Origin of the sequence: Pseudomonas frederiksbergensis, assembly GCF_000802155.2 — a bacterium.
GTDB classification, from domain to species: domain Bacteria; phylum Pseudomonadota; class Gammaproteobacteria; order Pseudomonadales; family Pseudomonadaceae; genus Aquipseudomonas; species Aquipseudomonas frederiksbergensis_A.
On the sequence record NZ_JQGJ02000004.1, the window covers coordinates 311,919 to 328,288 of the forward strand.

The window sequence follows — 16,370 nt, forward strand, 5'->3', positions numbered from 1 at the left end:
TGCGCCTGTCTCCCTGGCGGTGAAGTGTCGGTCCGCTGTGATATCAGCTTGACCAGGGGTTGAGCAATGCCACGCCGCTGCTTTTAAAATCCGTCACGTTGCCAGTTACCACGGTCAGTCCGTGGACCAATGCGGCGAAGGCCTATGAAAAAGGCCCCGCCAATCGGATTGGCGGGGCCTTTCGTGTAGCAGGGACTGGCCTTACTGAGCGTCAGCGGCCGGAGCCTTTTCGCCGTGGGACAGGCTGTAGACGTAGGCGGCCAACAGGTGCACCTTGTCGTTGCCTTGCAGATCGGCCTGGGCCGGCATCTGGCCTTGGCGACCGTAGCGGATGGTCTGCTGCAGTTGCGCGAAGCTCGAACCGTAGATGAAACCGGCCGGGTGCGTCAGGTCGGGAGCGCCCATGGCAGGCGTGCCTTTGCCGGCTGGACCGTGGCAAGCCACGCAGTTGGCTGCGAACAGCTTCTGGCCGTTGGCCGGATCGGCCTTGGCGCCTTCCGGCAGTTTGCGACCGTGTAGGCTGGTCACCACATAGGCGGCCACGTCGGCGACGCCTTGTTCGCCAACCACGGCAGCCCAGCCCGGCATGACGGCATGCCGACCGCCCATGATGGTGGTCTTGATGGTTTCCGGCTCGCCACCCCAGCGCCAGTCGGCGTCGGTCAGGTTCGGGAAGCCGTAGGCACCCTTGGCGTCGGAACCGTGGCAGACCGAGCAGTTGGAGGCGAACAGGCGGCCACCCATTTTCAGGGCTTGCGGATCCTTGGCGACTTCTTCGATCGGCATGGAAGCGAACTTGGCGAAGATCGGGCCGAACTTGGCATCCGAACGGGCCATTTCCTTTTCCCACTCGTGCACACCGGTCCAGCCGGTCTGGCCGTTGGCGAAGGCGGTCTGCTTTTCGGTGTCCAGGTAGTTATAGCCTGGCAGCAGGCCTTTCCAGTTGCCCAGGCCAGGGTAGAGCACCAAGTAGCCGAGGGCGAAAATGATGGTGCCCACGAACAGCATGAACCACCATTTCGGCAGGGGGTTGTCGTACTCCTCGATCCCGTCGAAGGAGTGGCCAACCGTTTCCTCGGTGGCTTCGCTGCGCTGGCCCTTGCGGGTCGACAGCAGCAGCCAGGTCAGGGCGAAGATCGTTCCCAGGCTGAGGACTGTGACGTACAGACTCCAGAACGTAGTCATTCTTTGTTACTCCTAGAAGCTTGCTCGACGTGCTTGATGGCTTCGGGATCATCCGCGAACGGCAGCAAGGTCGCGTCGTCAAACTCCGACTTGCGCTTGGGGCTGAACACCCAAAGGGCCAGGCCAATAAAGGCCACCATCACGACGACGGTGCCCAAGCCACGAATCATCCCGATATCCATCCAGATCACCGTTTGCTTTTGATGATGGTGCCCAGGCCTTGCAGATAGGCCACCAGCGCGTCCATTTCAGTCTTGCCCTTGACGGCATCCCGGGCACCGGCGATGTCTTCGTCGGTGTAGGGAACGCCCAGGGAGCGCAGGACTTCCATTTTCTTGGCGGTGTCTTTGCCGTCGAGCTTGTTTTCTACGAGGAACGGGTAGGCCGGCATTTTCGACTCAGGCACGACGTTGCGCGGGTTGTACAAGTGCGCACGCTGCCAGTCGTCGGAGTAGCGGCCGCCAACACGGGCCAGGTCCGGACCGGTACGCTTGGAACCCCACAGGAACGGATGGTCCCAGACGCTTTCGCCGGCGACCGAGTAGTGGCCGTAGCGTTCGGTCTCGGCGCGGAACGGACGGATCATCTGCGAGTGGCAGCCGACACAACCGTTGGCGATGTAGACGTCGCGCCCTTCCAGTTCAAGGGCGGTGCGTGGCTTCATGCCTTCGACCGGCTTGTTGGTCACGTCCTGGAAGAACAGCGGAACGATCTGGGTCAGGCCGCCGATGCTCACGGCGATGACCATGAAGAAGGCCAGCAGGCCGATATTCTTCTCTACTGCTTCGTGCTTCATCAGTGAGCTCCAACTACGGCGATCTTGGCGGCGGCTTCAGCTTCAGCCGGGTCAGAGGCACGAACGGTGCGATACACGTTGTAGGCCATGAGCAGCATGCCGCTGGCGAAGAACGCGCCGCCCAGGGCACGGACAATGAAGCCCGGGTGGCTGGCTTGCAGCGCTTCGACGAACGAGTAGGTGAGGGTGCCGTCGTCGTTGATGGCGCGCCACATCAGGCCCTGGGTGATGCCGTTGACCCACATCGAGGCGATGTAGAGCACGGTGCCGATGGTCGCGAGCCAGAAGTGCGCGTTGATCAGGCCGGTGCTGTGCATCTGCGTACGGCCGAACAGTTTCGGGATCATGTGGTAGATGGCGCCGATGGAAATCATCGCGACCCAGCCGAGTGCACCGGCGTGTACGTGGCCGATGGTCCAGTCGGTGTAGTGGCTCAGGGAGTTGACGGTCTTGATGGCCATCATCGGGCCTTCGAAGGTCGACATGCCATAGAACGCCAGCGATACCACAAGGAAGCGCAGGATCGGGTCGGTGCGCAGCTTATGCCAGGCGCCCGACAGGGTCATCATGCCGTTGATCATGCCGCCCCAGCTTGGCGCCAGCAGGATGATCGACATCGCCATGCCCAGCGACTGTGCCCAGTCCGGCAACGCGGTGTAGTGCAGGTGGTGCGGACCGGCCCAGATGTACAGGGTGATCAACGCCCAGAAGTGCACGATGGACAGGCGATAGGAATAGATCGGACGCTCGGCCTGTTTCGGCACGAAGTAGTACATCATCCCCAAAAAGCCGGTGGTCAGGAAGAAACCCACGGCGTTGTGGCCGTACCACCACTGGATCATCGCATCGGTCGCGCCCGAATAGGCCGAGTACGACTTGAAGAAGCTGACCGGCAGGGACGCGTGGTTGACGATGTGCAACATGGCGGTCACGACGATGAAAGCACCGTAGAACCAGTTACCGACGTAGATGTGCTTGGTCTTGCGCTTGACGATCGTGCCAAAGAACACCAAACCGTAGGTCACCCAGACGATCGCCAGCAGGATAGCCAGGGGCCATTCCAGTTCCGCGTATTCCTTGGTGGTGGTGAAACCCATTGGCAAGGTCACGATCGCGCCGACGATCACCGCTTGCCAACCCCAGAAGGTGAAGGCGGCGAGGCTGTCGGAAATCAGTCGCGTCTGGCAGGTTCGCTGCACGACATAGTAAGAAGTGGCAAACAACGCACAACCACCGAAGGCGAAGATCACCAGGTTGGTGTGCAGCGGGCGCAGGCGTCCAAATGTCGTCCATGGCAGATCGAAGTTCAACTCCGGCCAGACCAGTTGCGAGGCGATGAAGACACCGAGCCCCATGCCAAGGATCCCCCAGACCACCGTCATGATGGCGAACTGGCGGACTACCTTATAGTTATAAGCAGTCGGACTGATTGCTGTGCTCATTCTAAGGTTCCACGGTTTGGGTGTTTTATTAGGATAAAAATCGGTCGCAAGTATGGAGAAAGCGGGGGGTCATTGCAACGCGCCATGACCTGGGTCAATGCTTTCCAAAGCTGATTCTGCGGCCTTTCCATGTTCTGTGTAGGGACAAAATTGGCCCACGGCAAAATGTCGCGACAAAGGAAGGAGGCGAGGGGGTCAGGTCGGTTGTAACGGGGTGTGTTCAAACATGGCGTTCGGGGGATGCCAGGCAACTGTCGCAATAGCCGGTATTCACCTGCGTTTGCGGCCTTTTGAACGAACGATTGTCGAACGCATCGGGTCGGATCGACCTGAAACCGGCAGTCGCCAGTGCACGCAAAGGCAAGCTTAGACCCGATTCCAGAGAACCGAAAGGAAGACTATGGGAGGGGTGCGACAATGCGTCGCGCAGGGGTACGAAACAGCCGCTTGCGGATGAAAGCGGCTGTTCGTGTGGTCAGGATTTATTCGCTTTTGTTTTCGGCTTGCAGGCGCTCGGTACCGGCGCCGTGGGACAGGCTGTAGACGTAAGCGGCGAGCAGTTGCACCTTGTCATTGCCGAGCAGTTCATTCTGCGCAGGCATATGGCCCTGGCGGCCATGGCGAATGGTCTGTTGCAGTTGGGCCAGACTGGTGCCATAGATGAAGCCGGCCGGTTGCGTCAGGTTTGGCGCGCCCATGGCTTCGGTGCCCTGGCCGTTGGCACCGTGGCAGGCGACGCAAGTGGCGTTGAACGCTTGCTGGCCGGCTTGCAGGTCGGCACCGCTGTCGGCAGGCAAGGGCAGGCCGGCCAGATCGTGACGTACATAGGCCGCAACGTTCTTGACCCCGGCGTCTCCCAGCACTTCGCCCCAGGCCGGCATCGCCGCCATGCGACCCCCCATGATGGTCGCCTTGATGGTCTCGGCATTACCGCCCCAGCGCCAGGTGCTGTCAGCCAGGTTCGGGAAGCCGAAGGCGCCCTTGGCGTCCGAGCCATGGCAGACCGAGCAGTTGGATGCGAACAAGCGGCTGCCCATTTTCAAGGCCTGCGGATCCTTGGCGACTTCTTCCACCGGCATCGCCGAGAACTTGGCGAAGATCGGCCCGAACCTGGCGTCGGCCTTGGCCATTTCCTTTTCCCATTCGTGGGCGCCGGTCCAACCATTTTCATAGCCGGGCAGGATCCCTTTCCAGTTGCCCAGGCCTGGGTAGAGGACCAGGTAGCCGACAGAAAATACCAGGGTGCCGGCAAACAGCAGGAACCACCATTGTGGCAGCGGGTTGTCGTATTCCTCGATGCCATCGAAGCTGTGGCCCATGGTCTGGTCGACGCTACCCTTGGTCTCGCCCTTGCGGGTGCCGATCAGCAGCCAGGTCAGGCCGATGAGGCTGCCAATGGTCAGTACGCAGATCCACGTACTCCAGAAAGTGGTCATGGCCGGGTACTCCTTGGTGCAGGGTCTTGGGGGGTCATGTCAGCAGGCGGTTCGTCGGCGAACGGCAGCAGGCGTGCCTGGGCGAATTCCGGGCCGCGCTTGCTGCTGAACACCCACAGGACCAAGCCGATGAAGGCGATGAACACCACGACGGTGCCCAGGCCGCGGATCATTCCAGTACTCATTTCAAACACCATGGCTCACCTCTTGCTCTTGATGGCAGTGCCGAGCACTTGCAGGTAGGCCACCAGCGCGTCCATTTCGGTCTTGCCCTTGAGCGAGGCCACGCTGCCCGCGATATCGTCATCGGTGTACGGCACGCCGAGGGTGCGCATGGCGCGCAGCTTGCCTTCGGTGTGGCTGCTGTCGACCGCTTGGGTGACCAACCATGGGTAGGCCGGCATTTTCGACTCGGGCACGACGTTGCGCGGGTTGTACAAGTGGGCGCGGTGCCAGTCATCGGAGTAGCGCGCGCCGACGCGGGCCAGATCCGGGCCGGTGCGCTTGGAGCCCCACAGGAACGGGTGATCCCAGACGCTTTCACCGGCCACCGAGTAGTGGCCATAACGTTCGGTCTCGGCGCGAAACGGACGGATCATCTGCGAGTGGCAGCCGACGCAGCCTTCACGGATGTAGATGTCGCGGCCTTCCAATTGCAGGGCGGTGTAGGGCTTCATGCCATCCACCGGCTTGTTGGTCACGTCCTGGAAGAACAGCGGCACGATCTGGGTCAGGCCGCCGATGCTCACGGCCAGGACCATCAACAGCATCAGCAGGCCGACGTTTTTTTCGATTGTTTCGTGTTTCATGGCGGACTCCTCAGGCCATCTGCGCGGCAGCGGCGGCTTCGGCAGGCTGGTAGGCCCGCACGGTGCGCCAGGTGTTGTAGGCCATCAGCAGCATGCCGAGGAGGAAAATCGCCCCACCCGCCAGCCGCACGATGAAGCCAGGGTGGCTGGCCACCAGGGTTTCGACGAAGGAGTAAGTGAGCGTGCCGTCCTCGTTCACTGCACGCCACATCAGGCCCTGGGCGATGCCGTTGACCCACATCGAGGCGATGTAGAGCACGGTGCCGATGGTCGCGAGCCAGAAATGCGCGTTGATCAGGCCGATGCTGTGCATCTGCGTGCGACCGAAGACCTTCGGAATCATGTGGTACAGCGCACCGATGGAAATCATCGCCACCCAGCCGAGCGCGCCGGCGTGTACGTGGCCGATGGTCCAGTCGGTGTAGTGGGAGAGGGCGTTGACGGTCTTGATCGCCATCATCGGACCTTCGAAGGTCGACATGCCGTAGAACGCCAGGGACACCACCAGGAACCGCAGGATCGGGTCGCTGCGCAACTTATGCCAGGCGCCCGAGAGGGTCATCATGCCGTTGATCATGCCGCCCCAGCTCGGCGCCAGCAGGATCAGCGACATCACCATGCCCAACGACTGCGCCCAATCCGGCAGCGCGGTGTAGTGCAGGTGGTGCGGGCCGGCCCAGATGTACAGGGTGATCAGTGCCCAGAAGTGCACGATGGACAGGCGATAGGAATACACCGGACGTTCGGCCTGTTTCGGCACGAAGTAATACATCATCCCCAGGAAGCCTGCGGTGAGGAAGAAGCCCACGGCGTTATGACCGTACCACCATTGCACCATCGCATCCGTGGCCCCGGCGTACACCGAGTAGGATTTGGTGAAGCTCACCGGCAGTTCCAGGTTGTTGACGATGTGCAGGATCGCCACGGTCAGGATGAACCCGCCGAAGAACCAGTTACCGACGTAGATGTGCTTGGTGTTGCGCTTGGCCACGGTGCCGAAGAACACGATGGCGTAGGCCACCCAGACGATGGTGATCAGGATGTCGATCGGCCATTCCAGTTCGGCGTACTCCTTGGAACTGGTGTAGCCCAGCGGCAGGCTGATGGCCGCCAGCAGGATCACCAGTTGCCAGCCCCAGAAGCAGAACGCGGCGAGTTTCGGCGCAAACAGCTGGGTCTGGCAGGTGCGTTGCACCGAGTAGAACGAACTGGCGAACAGGGCGCAGCCACCGAAGGCGAAGATCACCGCGTTGGTGTGCAGCGGACGCAGGCGGCCGAAGCTGGTCCAGGGCAAATCGAAATTGAGCTGTGGCCAGACCAATTGGGCGGCGAGAAAAACCCCGAGCCCCATGCCGACGATGCCCCACACCACCGTCATAATGGCGAATTGGCGGACCACCTTGTAGTTGTAGGCGGTACTGATAGAAGTGTTCATGGTTCCCCATCCACGGTTCAGCCGAAGTAGCGCCTGCGCAAGGCAGTGCGGCGTCTTCGCCTGGAGTTATAGGCAGACTAAAAGCGAGGCAAGCATGGACAAACAGCACAAGGCCAGTATTGACGGGGATCAATGGGCGCGATGTGTGGCCAATCACGGCTGGTTATGGACAGCCGCGAAACCGGACGCCGGCGCCGAGCCGCCGACCTTGATCCTGGCCCATGGTGCCGGTGCGCCGATGGACAGCGGATTCATGGAAGAAATGGCCGCGCGCCTTGCCGCGCATGGCGTCAATGTGTTGCGTTTCGAGTTTCCCTACATGGCCCAGCGGCGCCTGGACGGGGGTAGACGTCCACCCAATCCCGCACCGAAATTGTTGGAATGTTGGCGAGAGGTGTACGCCACGGTGCGGCCTTATGTCGCTGGGCGGCTGGCCATTGGCGGCAAATCCATGGGCGGGCGCATGGCGAGCCTGCTGGCCGATGAGCTGGGCACCGATGCGCTGGTGTGCCTGGGCTATCCGTTCTACGCGGTGGGCAAGCCGGAGAAACCGCGGGTCGAGCACCTGGCCGGATTGAAGACTCGAACCTTGATCGTTCAGGGTGAGCGGGATGCGTTGGGTAGTCGGGAGGCGGTCGGAGCCTATGGGCTATCGCCAAGTATCGAGGTGTCATGGCTGGAGGCAGGGGATCATGACCTGAAGCCATTGAAGGCTTCAGGGTTCAGTCATGAGGCGCATCTGGAGACGGCGGCGCGGCGAGTGGCCGGGTTTCTGGTTCAAGATTGATAGCGGCCTGTCCGCCAATAAAAAACCCGGGAGCTCTCGCTGTCCGGGTTTTTTGTTTGCAGGCTGCAGTCAGCGGTTAAACCGCTCCACCAACGAATATTGCGTGTTGGCCGTGCGGGTCAGTTCCTCGCTGAGCAGCGCCGAGCTGTGGGCCTGGCCCGAGGTCTGGTCGGCCAGTTCCGAAATGTTGCTGATGTTGCGGCTGATTTCTTCCGCCACCGAACTCTGCTCCTCGGTCGCCGCGGCGATCTGGGTGGTCATGTCGGTGATGTGGGCAACCGCTTCGCTGATGCCCACCAGTGCCTGGTCCGCTTCCATGACCCTCGCCACGCCTTCTTCGGCCTGGCGATGACCGGCATCCATGGTCTGCACGGCATTGTTGGCGGTCTGTTGCAGCTTGGCGATCAGGGCATGGATCTGCCCGGTGGATTCACTGGTGCGTTGCGCCAGTTGCCGAACTTCGTCAGCCACCACGGCAAAGCCGCGGCCCATCTCGCCGGCGCGGGCCGCTTCGATGGCGGCGTTGAGGGCCAGCAGGTTGGTCTGGTCGGCGATGCCCTTGATCACATCGACTACGCCACCGATCTCATCGCTGTCCTTGGCCAACTGAGTCACGGTCTGCCCGGTTTCCCCCACGACGACCGACAGGCGCTCGATGGCCTCGCGGGTTTCTCCGGCGATGTCGCGACCACGGCCGGTCAGGCGATTGGCCTCCTGGGTGGCATCGGCGGTGCGTTGCACGTGGCTGGCGACCTCCTGCGTGGTGGCAGCCATCTGGTTGACGGCAGTGGCGACTTGTTCGGTCTCCACCCGCTGGCGTTCCAGGCCGCTGGAGCTGTCGTGCGCCAGGGAGTTGGACTGCCGGGCTTGCGCGTTGAGGTGCTCGGCAGTGTCCTGCAGGCGGGTCAGGCAGGTTTTCAGGCGAGCTTCCTGGCTGAGGATCGACATCTCCAGGCGCGCCTGGACGCCACGGCTGTCGGTGTACATCCGCGCGATCAACGGGTCCGAGGTGGTTTGCTCGGCCAAGCGCAGCAGGCGCTTGATTCCGCGTTGCTGCCACTGCAGGCCCATCAGCCCCAACGGCACCGAGAGCAGGGCTGCGAGGGCAAAGCCCCAGGAAGAGTTGAGGAACGCACCGACAACGAAACTCAACTGGCTGACCAGGATGAACGGCAGCCAATCCTGCAGGATCGGCACCCACTTATCGCTGCTCGGCACCGCCGCCTTGCCGTCATTGATGCGCTTGTAGAGGGCTTCGGCCCGGGTAATCTGCTCGGCGGTGGGTTTGACCCGTACCGACTCATAGCCAACGACCTGATTGCCTTCGAATACCGGCGTGACGTAGGCGTTGACCCAGTAATGATCGCCATTCTTGCTGCGATTCTTGACGATGCCCATCCATGGCAAGCCTTGTTTCAAGGTATTCCACATGTGGGCGAACACCGCTGACGGGACATCCGGATGGCGTACCAGGTTGTGTGGCGAATGGATCAGCTCTTCCTTGGAAAACCCGCTGATTTCAACGAATGCATCGTTGCAGTAGGTAATCACACCCTTGGTATTGGTGGTGGAAATCAATCGTTGCTGGGCCGGGAAGGTCCTTTCGCGTTGTGTAATCGGTTGGTTGTTACGCATGGTGTTGTAGTCCGCAAGGCTTTGAAAGGTTGTCGGCACCGTCAGCTTTTTGTTGAAATAATTCTTCCCGGCGGTATCACGCGAGCATCGGATAGGTAAATAGGGCGAAATGAAGCAGGTTCAGCCCAAAATGCGTGGCAATCGCCGCGCCCAGGCCGCCAAATCGGTAGGCCAGGCCGTAACCGATACCGGCCAGTCCCGACAGCAGCATCCATTCCCAACCGGCGCCGGCATGCACCAGGCCGAACACCAGCGAGGCCATTAGCAACGCGAGGTTGTCGCCATGGCGCAAATGTTTGAAGCGTCGGCTCAGGCCACCCTGAATGTAGCCACGAAACAGCGCTTCCTCCACCAACGTCACCAATAAAAGATTATTCAGTAGCCACAGCCAGGCTTGGTCCGGCCATTTCGGTGCCCAATGGATCATGCCCAGCAGCAGGGCCCCGCCTAGTGCCATGACCGTGCTCAGGCACAAGCCGAGGGCCGTGGCGTAGGCGGACAAGCGAAACGGGCGCCGACCGACGATCCAGGGGCAGAACAGCAGGAGCCAGAAGCCGATCAGCGGTTTGTCCTGGTTCAGGTACATGGCGAACCGCACGGCATCTTCGGTAAAGCGTTGCGTCGCGATAGCCCTGCCATTGAAGAAGCCCGGCATCCAGTGCAGCGCCAGCGCGACCGCGAGCACGGCAAACAGGCAATGCCCGAGGAATTGTCCGACCGGGGTCTGCCGCTGCCGAACGGCGTACCCGGCGAATAACAATAGCGCGATCGAAATGACGGCTGTCCAGGCTAGGTGGCCATAGGCCAGGGCGAGGCCGTAACCGATCGATAGAAGGGCCAGGTATGGCCACGGTAGGGCGGGCATGTCGAATCCTTTGGGCTGGAAAACTGGCGAAGCTCGCAGAGCCGGCGGGGATTATAGGCAGGCGCCCAAAAAAACACCGCCCCATCTGAGGCGGTGTTTTCGTAGGACGCTTCTTTTTATCCTGCAATCAGTTGCCGTAGGACAAAGTGAAGGATCCCACCGGCCTTGAAATATTCCACTTCATTCAAGGTGTCGATGCGGCACAGCACTTCAATCCGCTCCTGGCTTCCGTCTTCCCGGGTAATCACCACGGGCAGGTTCATGCGCGGCGTCAGTTCGGTGTCGCTCAAGCCGAGGATGTCCAGGGTTTCCTTGCCGGTAAGGTTCAGGCTCTTGCGATTCTGATCGAGCTTGAATTGCAGCGGCAGCACGCCCATGCCCACCAGGTTGGAACGGTGGATACGCTCGAAACTCTCGGCGATCACCGCCTTGACCCCGAGCAGGTTCGTACCCTTGGCCGCCCAGTCCCGGCTCGAACCTGTGCCGTACTCCTGGCCCGCGATGACCACCAGGGGCGTGCCGCTAGCCTGATACAACATCGCGGCGTCATAGATCGACATGCGTTCGCCATTGGGGATGTATAGGGTATTGCCACCTTCCTCGCCGCCGAGCATTTCGTTGCGGATGCGGATATTGGCAAAGGTGCCCCGCATCATTACCTGGTGGTTGCCCCGCCGCGAGCCGTAGGAGTTGAAGTCCCGTGGCTCCACGCCCTGTTCGCACAGGTAGCGGCCGGCCGGGCTGTCGGCCTTGATATTCCCGGCCGGGGAGATATGGTCGGTGGTCACCGAGTCTCCCAGCAGCGCGAGGACCCGCGCACCTTCGACATTCTTGACGACCGGTGGTGGCCCGCCAATGTCGTCGAAGAACGGTGGGTGCTGGATGTAGGTCGAGTCCGATTGCCAGACGTAGGTGGCGGCTTGTGGCACTTCGATCGCTTGCCATTGCTCGTCTCCGGCAAACACGGCGGCATATTCCTTATGGAACATGCTGGTGTCGACCTGGGCCACGGCGTCGGCCACTTCCTTGCTGCTCGGCCAGATGTCCCGGAGGTAGACCGGGTTGCCGTCGTGATCGTTACCCAGCGGTTCGCTGCTGATGTCGATGCGCACGGTACCGGCCAGGGCATAGGCGACGACCAGGGGCGGTGAGGCCAGCCAGTTGGTTTTCACCAAGGGATGCACCCGGCCCTCGAAGTTGCGGTTGCCCGACAGTACCGACGCCACGGTCAGGTCGGCTTTCTGGATGGCTTTCTCAATCGGGTCTGGCAGCGGACCTGAGTTGCCGATACAGGTCGTGCAACCGTAGCCCACCAGGTCGAAACCGAGCTTGTCGAGGTATTCGGTCAGGCCGGCGGCATTATAGTAGTCGGTCACCACTTTCGAGCCCGGCGCCAGGGAACTCTTCACCCAGGGTTTGCGAGCCAGGCCTTTTTCCACGGCTTTCTTGGCCAGCAATCCGGCGGCCATCATCACACTGGGGTTAGAGGTGTTGGTGCAGGACGTAATTGCCGCGATGACCACGGCGCCGTTTTTCAGGCGATGGGTATGGCCTTCGAATTCATATTCCGCTTCGCCCACCTGGTCGGCATTGCCCACTGCGACACCGCCGCCGCCTTCGCTTTCCAGGCGACCTTCTTCTTTGCTGGTGGGCTTGATTTGCAGGCCGAGGAAGTCACTGAAGGCTTGGCCGACATTCGGCAGCGAGACCCGGTCCTGAGGACGCTTGGGGCCGGCGAGGCTGGCTTCGACGCTGCCCATGTCCAATTCCAGCGTGTCAGTAAATACCGGTTCCTGACCGGGCAGGCGCCACAGCCCTTGGGCCTTGCAGTAGGCTTCCACCAGTTTTACGGTTTCCGTCGGCCGGCCGGACAGGCGCAGGTAGCCCAACGTCACATCGTCTACGGGGAAAAAGCCACAAGTGGCGCCGTATTCCGGGGCCATGTTGGCAATGGTGGCACGGTCGGCCAGCGGCAGGTCGGCAAGGCCGTCGCCATAGAACTCGACGAATTTGCCCACCACGCCCTTCTTGCGCAGCATCTGCGTGACGGTCAGCACCAGGTCGGTGGCGGTGATGCCTTCGCGCAGCTTGCCGACGAGTTTGAAGCCAATGACTTCGGGGATCAGCATCGACACCGGTTGGCCGAGCATCGCCGCTTCCGCCTCGATCCCGCCGACGCCCCAGCCGAGCACGCCCAGGCCGTTGATCATGGTGGTGTGGGAGTCGGTGCCCACCAGGGTGTCGGGGAAGGCGTAGGTGCGGCCGTCTTCCTCTTTGGTCCAGACGGTGCGGCCCAGGTATTCGAGGTTGACCTGGTGGCAGATGCCGGTGCCTGGCGGCACTACGCTGAAATTGTCGAAGGCGCTCTGGCCCCAGCGCAGGAAAGCGTAGCGCTCGCCGTTGCGCTGCATTTCGATGTCGACGTTCTGTTCGAATGCCTGTCGGCTGGCGAACTTGTCCACCATCACCGAGTGGTCGATCACCAGGTCTACCGGTGACAACGGGTTGATCCGCTGGGGATCGCCACCGGCTTTTTCCACGGCTGCGCGCATGGCGGCCAGGTCGACCACGGCAGGGACGCCAGTGAAGTCTTGCATCAACACCCGTGCCGGGCGGTATTGAATCTCGCGGTCGGAGCGGCGCTCCTTGAGCCAACCGGCCACAGCCTTGAGGTCGGCACCGGTGACGGTTTTTTCATCTTCCCAGCGCAGCAAGTTTTCCAGCAGCACCTTCAACGACATCGGCAGCTTGTCCAGGTCACCGAGGCTTCGGGCGGCATCCGGCAAGCTGAAGTAGTGGTAGGTCCTGGCGTCGACTTGCAGTGTTTTAAGGGTTTTCAGGCTATCGAGGGACGGCATTGAAATCACTCCTTTGAGTCCGCACGGCTACGGACTGACGGAACGGACAGAGCCTTTAACCTAGCCCTGTTTTGAGCGTATGACTAATCACTGGACTCTATGGGCAGGTTCGCGGTTCCGAACTCCGCTATCATGCGCCGGTTTTCGTGACAGGCTTTGCTACGGAGTTTCAATGAACACGCTTTTTATGCACTGCCGGCCGGGCTTCGAAGGCGAGGTCTGTTCCGAGATCGCCGAACACGCGGCTCGGCTCAACGTGGCCGGCTATGCCAAGGCCAAGCCGGCCAGCGCTTGCGCCGAATTTGTCTGTACTGAAGAGGACGGCGCCGAGCGGCTGATGCGTGGGCAGCGTTTTGCCGAGCTGATCTTCCCGCGCCAGTGGGCCCGCGGCACGTTCATCGAATTGCCTGAAACCGACCGGATCAGCGTGATCCTGGCTCAGATGGCCGTCTTCCCGACGTGCGGCAGCCTGTGGCTGGAAGTGGTCGATACGAATGACGGCAAGGAACTGTCGAATTTCTGTAAGAAATTCGAAGGCCCGCTGCGCAAGGCCTTGAGTGGGGCCGGCAAGCTGGTGGACGACCCGCGCAAGCCACGGCTGTTGCTGACCTTCAAGAGTGGCCGCGAAGTGTTCCTGGGCCTGGCGGAGGCGGATAACTCGGCGATGTGGCCGATGGGCATCCCACGCCTGAAGTTCCCCCGGGAAGCACCGAGCCGCTCGACACTGAAGCTCGAAGAAGCCTGGCACCATTTCATCCCTCGGGACCAGTGGGACGAACGCCTGCACAGCGACATGACCGGTGTGGACCTCGGTGCCGCGCCGGGTGGTTGGACCTGGCAACTGGTCAAACGTGGCATGTTGGTGACGGCCATCGACAACGGCCCGATGGCCGAAAGCCTGATGGACACCGGCCTGGTGCAGCACTTGATGGCGGACGGCTTCACGTTCAAGCCCAAGCAGCCTGTGGACTGGATGGTTTGTGACATCGTCGAGAAACCGGCGCGCAACGCAGCGATGCTGGAAGAATGGATTGGCGAAGGTCATTGCCGCGAGGCCGTGGTCAACCTCAAGTTACCGATGAAGCAGCGTTACGCCGAGGTGAAACGCCTGCTCGAGCGCATCGCCGACGGGTTCAAGGCGCGTGGCATCCAGGTCGAGATCGGTTGCAAGCAGCTGTACCACGACCGTGAAGAAGTGACCTGTCATTTGCGGCGGTTGGACGCTAAAAAGCCGAAGTCCCGCTGAAACCGCGCCGGGGCTTTTGTGGCAAGGGACCAAGCTCCCTCGCCGCAGGGCTGATGTACATTTGTTAAGCGCGCCGACATTGCGCGACAATGCCGGCCGGTTCCAGGAGTAGAACATGAGTGAAATGAACGACACGCCGGTGGACGGCACGCTGGACGCAACGGGCCTCAATTGCCCGGAGCCGGTGATGATGCTGCACCAGCACATTCGCGACCTGGCCCCCGGTGGCCTGCTGAAAGTCATCGCCACCGATCCCTCGACGCGCCGCGACATTCCCAAGTTTTGCGTGTTCCTGGACCACGAACTCGTGGCCCAGCAAGAAGAGGCGGGCACTTACCTCTACTGGATCCGCAAAAAACTCGCCTAACCCGGCGAGCGACTCATGCGGATCTGCCCGCGCGCGCTGCGTGCCAGGCGAATCGACAGCATCAGCGCGGCGCAGCTCAAGCCCACGATCAAGCCTTGCCACAACCCGCTCGGGCCGCTGGCGGTGCCGAGCCAGTCGGTCAAGCCCAGGGCGTAACCCACGGGCAAGCCGATGCCCCAATACGCGAACAGTGTCAGGATCATCGTCACCCGGGTGTCCTGGTAGCCGCGCAATGCGCCCGCCGCCGTGACCTGGATCGCGTCGGAGAACTGGAACAGCGCCGCGTAGACGATCAGCATCGATGCCACTTCGATCACCCGCGGGTCGGCGGTGTAGATCGCTGCGATAGGCCCGCGCAACGCGAACATCAGGCTCGCCGACAGGCAGGCGTACGCCAGCGCGGTGCCCATGCCGACTCCGGCGGCGAAGCGCGCCTCCCGAGGCTGGCCGCGTCCAAGCGCCTGGCCCACTCGTACCGTCACGGCCATGCCCAGGGAGTAGGGGATCATGAATACCAGCGAGCTGAAGTTCAGCGCGATTTGATGCCCGGCCACCACCGTGGCGCCGAGGCTGCCGATCAGCAGGGCTATCACCGCGAAGATGCTCGATTCGGCAAACACCGCGATGCCGATCGGCAGGCCGATGCCCAGCAGGCGCTTGATCATCGACCATTGCGGCCAGTCGAAACGAGTGAACAAGCGGCTCGATTGATAGATCGGGGCCCGGTATGTCCAGACCGCCATGCCCACTGCCATGAACCACATCACGATGGCGGTGGCCCAGCCGCAGCCGACCCCGCCCATGGCCGGGACGCCCAGGTGTCCATAGATGAAGATGTAGTTGAGCGGAATGTTCAGCGCCAGTCCGCACAGCCCCAGCACCATCGCCGGTCGCGTACGCCCCAAGCCGTCGCTGAAGCAGCGCAGCACATAATAGAGCGCCACCGCTGGCAGGCCTGTGCCGATGCCCCGCAGGTACTCCATGCACGGGCCGATCAGCTCAGGATCGACCTTCATGATGTGCAGGATCGGCTCGGCGCTGAACAGCGCCAGGGTCGCGATCAGACCCACCGCGAGGGCGAGCCACAATGCCTGGCGCACCAAGGGGCCGATCTGTTCAAACGTGCCGGCGCCGAAACGCTGGGCAACTTTTGGTGTGGTGGCGAGCAGTGTGCCGGTCATCAGCAGGAACACCGGCACCCAGATGGAGTTGCCCAGCGCCACTGCAGCGAGGTCCCGCGGGCCGACCCGGCCGGCCATCACCGCATCGACAAAGCCCATGGCAGTGGTCGCCAATTGCGCCACCATGATCGGCAAGGCGAGGGCGAGCAACGTCTTGAGCTCCAGGCGAACCCGGGCCGGGCGGGAGAGGGCGGAGGGGGTGTCAATCACGGGATTCACAGGGCAAGCATCCGAAAAGATAAACGCAAGGCGGCGAATTCTACGCCTTGACGCAGTGGTCAGGAAAAAACCTGTGTTGTGGATTTGTAATCGCGCCAGGTGATGCGCA

The 16,370-nt window shown here is 61.8% G+C and carries 15 protein-coding genes and 1 pseudogene; 3 read left to right on the forward strand and 13 right to left on the reverse strand.

Features of this window, described 5'->3' with window-relative positions:
- Nucleotides 1-43: 43 nt before the first annotated feature.
- The 9 genes and pseudogenes from JZ00_RS30115 to ccoN (JZ00_RS10015) form a co-directional block, all read right to left on the reverse strand.
- Nucleotides 44-142 (reverse strand): annotated as a pseudogene (locus JZ00_RS30115) (VapC toxin family PIN domain ribonuclease); the annotation flags it as partial.
- 59 nt (nucleotides 143-201) lie between these two features.
- Nucleotides 202-1,185, reverse strand: a complete 984-nt coding sequence (gene ccoP, locus JZ00_RS09980) for a cytochrome-c oxidase, cbb3-type subunit III (RefSeq protein WP_039589058.1) — start codon at nucleotides 1,183-1,185, stop codon at nucleotides 202-204.
- On the reverse strand, nucleotides 1,182-1,367 hold the full coding sequence (locus tag JZ00_RS09985) for a CcoQ/FixQ family Cbb3-type cytochrome c oxidase assembly chaperone (RefSeq protein ID WP_003183474.1): 186 nt from the start codon (nucleotides 1,365-1,367) through the stop codon (nucleotides 1,182-1,184). The genes ccoP (JZ00_RS09980) and JZ00_RS09985 overlap by 4 nt, the downstream gene beginning before the upstream one ends.
- Before the next feature lie 5 nt (nucleotides 1,368-1,372).
- Entirely contained in the window at nucleotides 1,373-1,981 is a 609-nt protein-coding gene (gene ccoO, locus JZ00_RS09990; RefSeq protein ID WP_039589059.1) for a cytochrome-c oxidase, cbb3-type subunit II, read from the reverse strand.
- A complete protein-coding gene (ccoN, locus tag JZ00_RS09995) occupies nucleotides 1,981-3,423 on the reverse strand; it encodes a cytochrome-c oxidase, cbb3-type subunit I (protein WP_039589060.1) in 1,443 nt (480 codons plus the stop codon). The genes ccoO (JZ00_RS09990) and ccoN (JZ00_RS09995) overlap by 1 nt, the downstream gene beginning before the upstream one ends.
- A 482-nt stretch (nucleotides 3,424-3,905) precedes the next feature.
- On the reverse strand, nucleotides 3,906-4,859 hold the full coding sequence (gene ccoP / locus JZ00_RS10000) for a cytochrome-c oxidase, cbb3-type subunit III (RefSeq protein WP_039589061.1): 954 nt from the start codon (nucleotides 4,857-4,859) through the stop codon (nucleotides 3,906-3,908).
- The gene (locus tag JZ00_RS10005; RefSeq protein WP_039589062.1) at nucleotides 4,856-5,056 is read right to left on the reverse strand and encodes a cbb3-type cytochrome oxidase subunit 3; all 201 of its coding nucleotides are present in this window, start codon (nucleotides 5,054-5,056) and stop codon (nucleotides 4,856-4,858) included. The genes ccoP (JZ00_RS10000) and JZ00_RS10005 overlap by 4 nt, the downstream gene beginning before the upstream one ends.
- 3 nt (nucleotides 5,057-5,059) lie before the next feature.
- Entirely contained in the window at nucleotides 5,060-5,668 is a 609-nt protein-coding gene (gene ccoO / locus JZ00_RS10010) for a cytochrome-c oxidase, cbb3-type subunit II (RefSeq protein ID WP_003183469.1), read from the reverse strand.
- Between the two features lie 10 nt (nucleotides 5,669-5,678).
- Entirely contained in the window at nucleotides 5,679-7,103 is a 1,425-nt protein-coding gene (gene ccoN / locus JZ00_RS10015) for a cytochrome-c oxidase, cbb3-type subunit I (protein ID WP_039589063.1), read from the reverse strand.
- Between the two features lie 94 nt (nucleotides 7,104-7,197).
- Between ccoN (JZ00_RS10015) and JZ00_RS10020 the strand changes: the two genes are divergently transcribed.
- Nucleotides 7,198-7,890: an alpha/beta family hydrolase gene (locus JZ00_RS10020; protein WP_039589064.1), complete on the forward strand. Its 693-nt coding sequence runs from the start codon at nucleotides 7,198-7,200 to the stop codon at nucleotides 7,888-7,890.
- Nucleotides 7,891-7,959: 69 nt separating this feature from the next.
- Here the strand turns inward: JZ00_RS10020 and JZ00_RS10025 are convergent, their stop codons facing one another.
- The 3 genes from JZ00_RS10025 to acnA form a co-directional block, all read right to left on the reverse strand.
- Nucleotides 7,960-9,525: a methyl-accepting chemotaxis protein gene (locus JZ00_RS10025; protein ID WP_039589065.1), complete on the reverse strand. Its 1,566-nt coding sequence runs from the start codon at nucleotides 9,523-9,525 to the stop codon at nucleotides 7,960-7,962.
- A 76-nt stretch (nucleotides 9,526-9,601) separates the two neighbouring features.
- Complete coding sequence (locus JZ00_RS10030) at nucleotides 9,602-10,390, reverse strand: CPBP family intramembrane glutamic endopeptidase (protein ID WP_039589066.1); 789 nt, start codon at nucleotides 10,388-10,390, stop codon at nucleotides 9,602-9,604.
- Between the two features lie 116 nt (nucleotides 10,391-10,506).
- A complete protein-coding gene (acnA, locus tag JZ00_RS10035) occupies nucleotides 10,507-13,248 on the reverse strand; it encodes an aconitate hydratase AcnA (protein ID WP_039589067.1) in 2,742 nt (913 codons plus the stop codon).
- Nucleotides 13,249-13,420: 172 nt separating this feature from the next.
- Here acnA and rlmM point away from each other — a divergent pair, with 172 nt between their 5' ends.
- Nucleotides 13,421-14,494 (forward strand): 23S rRNA (cytidine(2498)-2'-O)-methyltransferase RlmM, encoded by a 1,074-nt coding sequence (gene rlmM / locus JZ00_RS10040; RefSeq protein ID WP_039589068.1) that lies wholly within the window; start codon nucleotides 13,421-13,423, stop codon nucleotides 14,492-14,494.
- 115 nt (nucleotides 14,495-14,609) lie between these two features.
- Entirely contained in the window at nucleotides 14,610-14,861 is a 252-nt protein-coding gene (gene tusA, locus JZ00_RS10045) for a sulfurtransferase TusA (RefSeq protein ID WP_003183455.1), read from the forward strand.
- Here tusA and JZ00_RS10050 read toward each other — a convergent pair.
- Nucleotides 14,858-16,261: an MATE family efflux transporter gene (locus JZ00_RS10050; protein ID WP_039589069.1), complete on the reverse strand. Its 1,404-nt coding sequence runs from the start codon at nucleotides 16,259-16,261 to the stop codon at nucleotides 14,858-14,860. The two genes, tusA and JZ00_RS10050, sit on opposite strands and share 4 nt — an antisense overlap.
- Between the last annotated feature and the right edge of the window lie 109 nt (nucleotides 16,262-16,370).

Coding starts and splice junctions, on each gene's coding strand:
- ccoP (WP_039589058.1), bottom strand. CDS start 1,185: ATGACTACGTTCTGGAGTCTGTACGTCACAGTCCTCAGCCTGGGAACG.
- JZ00_RS09985 (WP_003183474.1), bottom strand. CDS start 1,367: ATGGATATCGGGATGATTCGTGGCTTGGGCACCGTCGTCGTGATGGTG.
- ccoO (WP_039589059.1), bottom strand. CDS start 1,981: ATGAAGCACGAAGCAGTAGAGAAGAATATCGGCCTGCTGGCCTTCTTC.
- ccoN (WP_039589060.1), bottom strand. CDS start 3,423: ATGAGCACAGCAATCAGTCCGACTGCTTATAACTATAAGGTAGTCCGC.
- ccoP (WP_039589061.1), bottom strand. CDS start 4,859: ATGACCACTTTCTGGAGTACGTGGATCTGCGTACTGACCATTGGCAGC.
- JZ00_RS10005 (WP_039589062.1), bottom strand. CDS start 5,056: ATGGTGTTTGAAATGAGTACTGGAATGATCCGCGGCCTGGGCACCGTC.
- ccoO (WP_003183469.1), bottom strand. CDS start 5,668: ATGAAACACGAAACAATCGAAAAAAACGTCGGCCTGCTGATGCTGTTG.
- ccoN (WP_039589063.1), bottom strand. CDS start 7,103: ATGAACACTTCTATCAGTACCGCCTACAACTACAAGGTGGTCCGCCAA.
- JZ00_RS10020 (WP_039589064.1), top strand. CDS start 7,198: ATGGACAAACAGCACAAGGCCAGTATTGACGGGGATCAATGGGCGCGA.
- JZ00_RS10025 (WP_039589065.1), bottom strand. CDS start 9,525: ATGCGTAACAACCAACCGATTACACAACGCGAAAGGACCTTCCCGGCC.
- JZ00_RS10030 (WP_039589066.1), bottom strand. CDS start 10,390: ATGCCCGCCCTACCGTGGCCATACCTGGCCCTTCTATCGATCGGTTAC.
- acnA (WP_039589067.1), bottom strand. CDS start 13,248: ATGCCGTCCCTCGATAGCCTGAAAACCCTTAAAACACTGCAAGTCGAC.
- rlmM (WP_039589068.1), top strand. CDS start 13,421: ATGAACACGCTTTTTATGCACTGCCGGCCGGGCTTCGAAGGCGAGGTC.
- tusA (WP_003183455.1), top strand. CDS start 14,610: ATGAGTGAAATGAACGACACGCCGGTGGACGGCACGCTGGACGCAACG.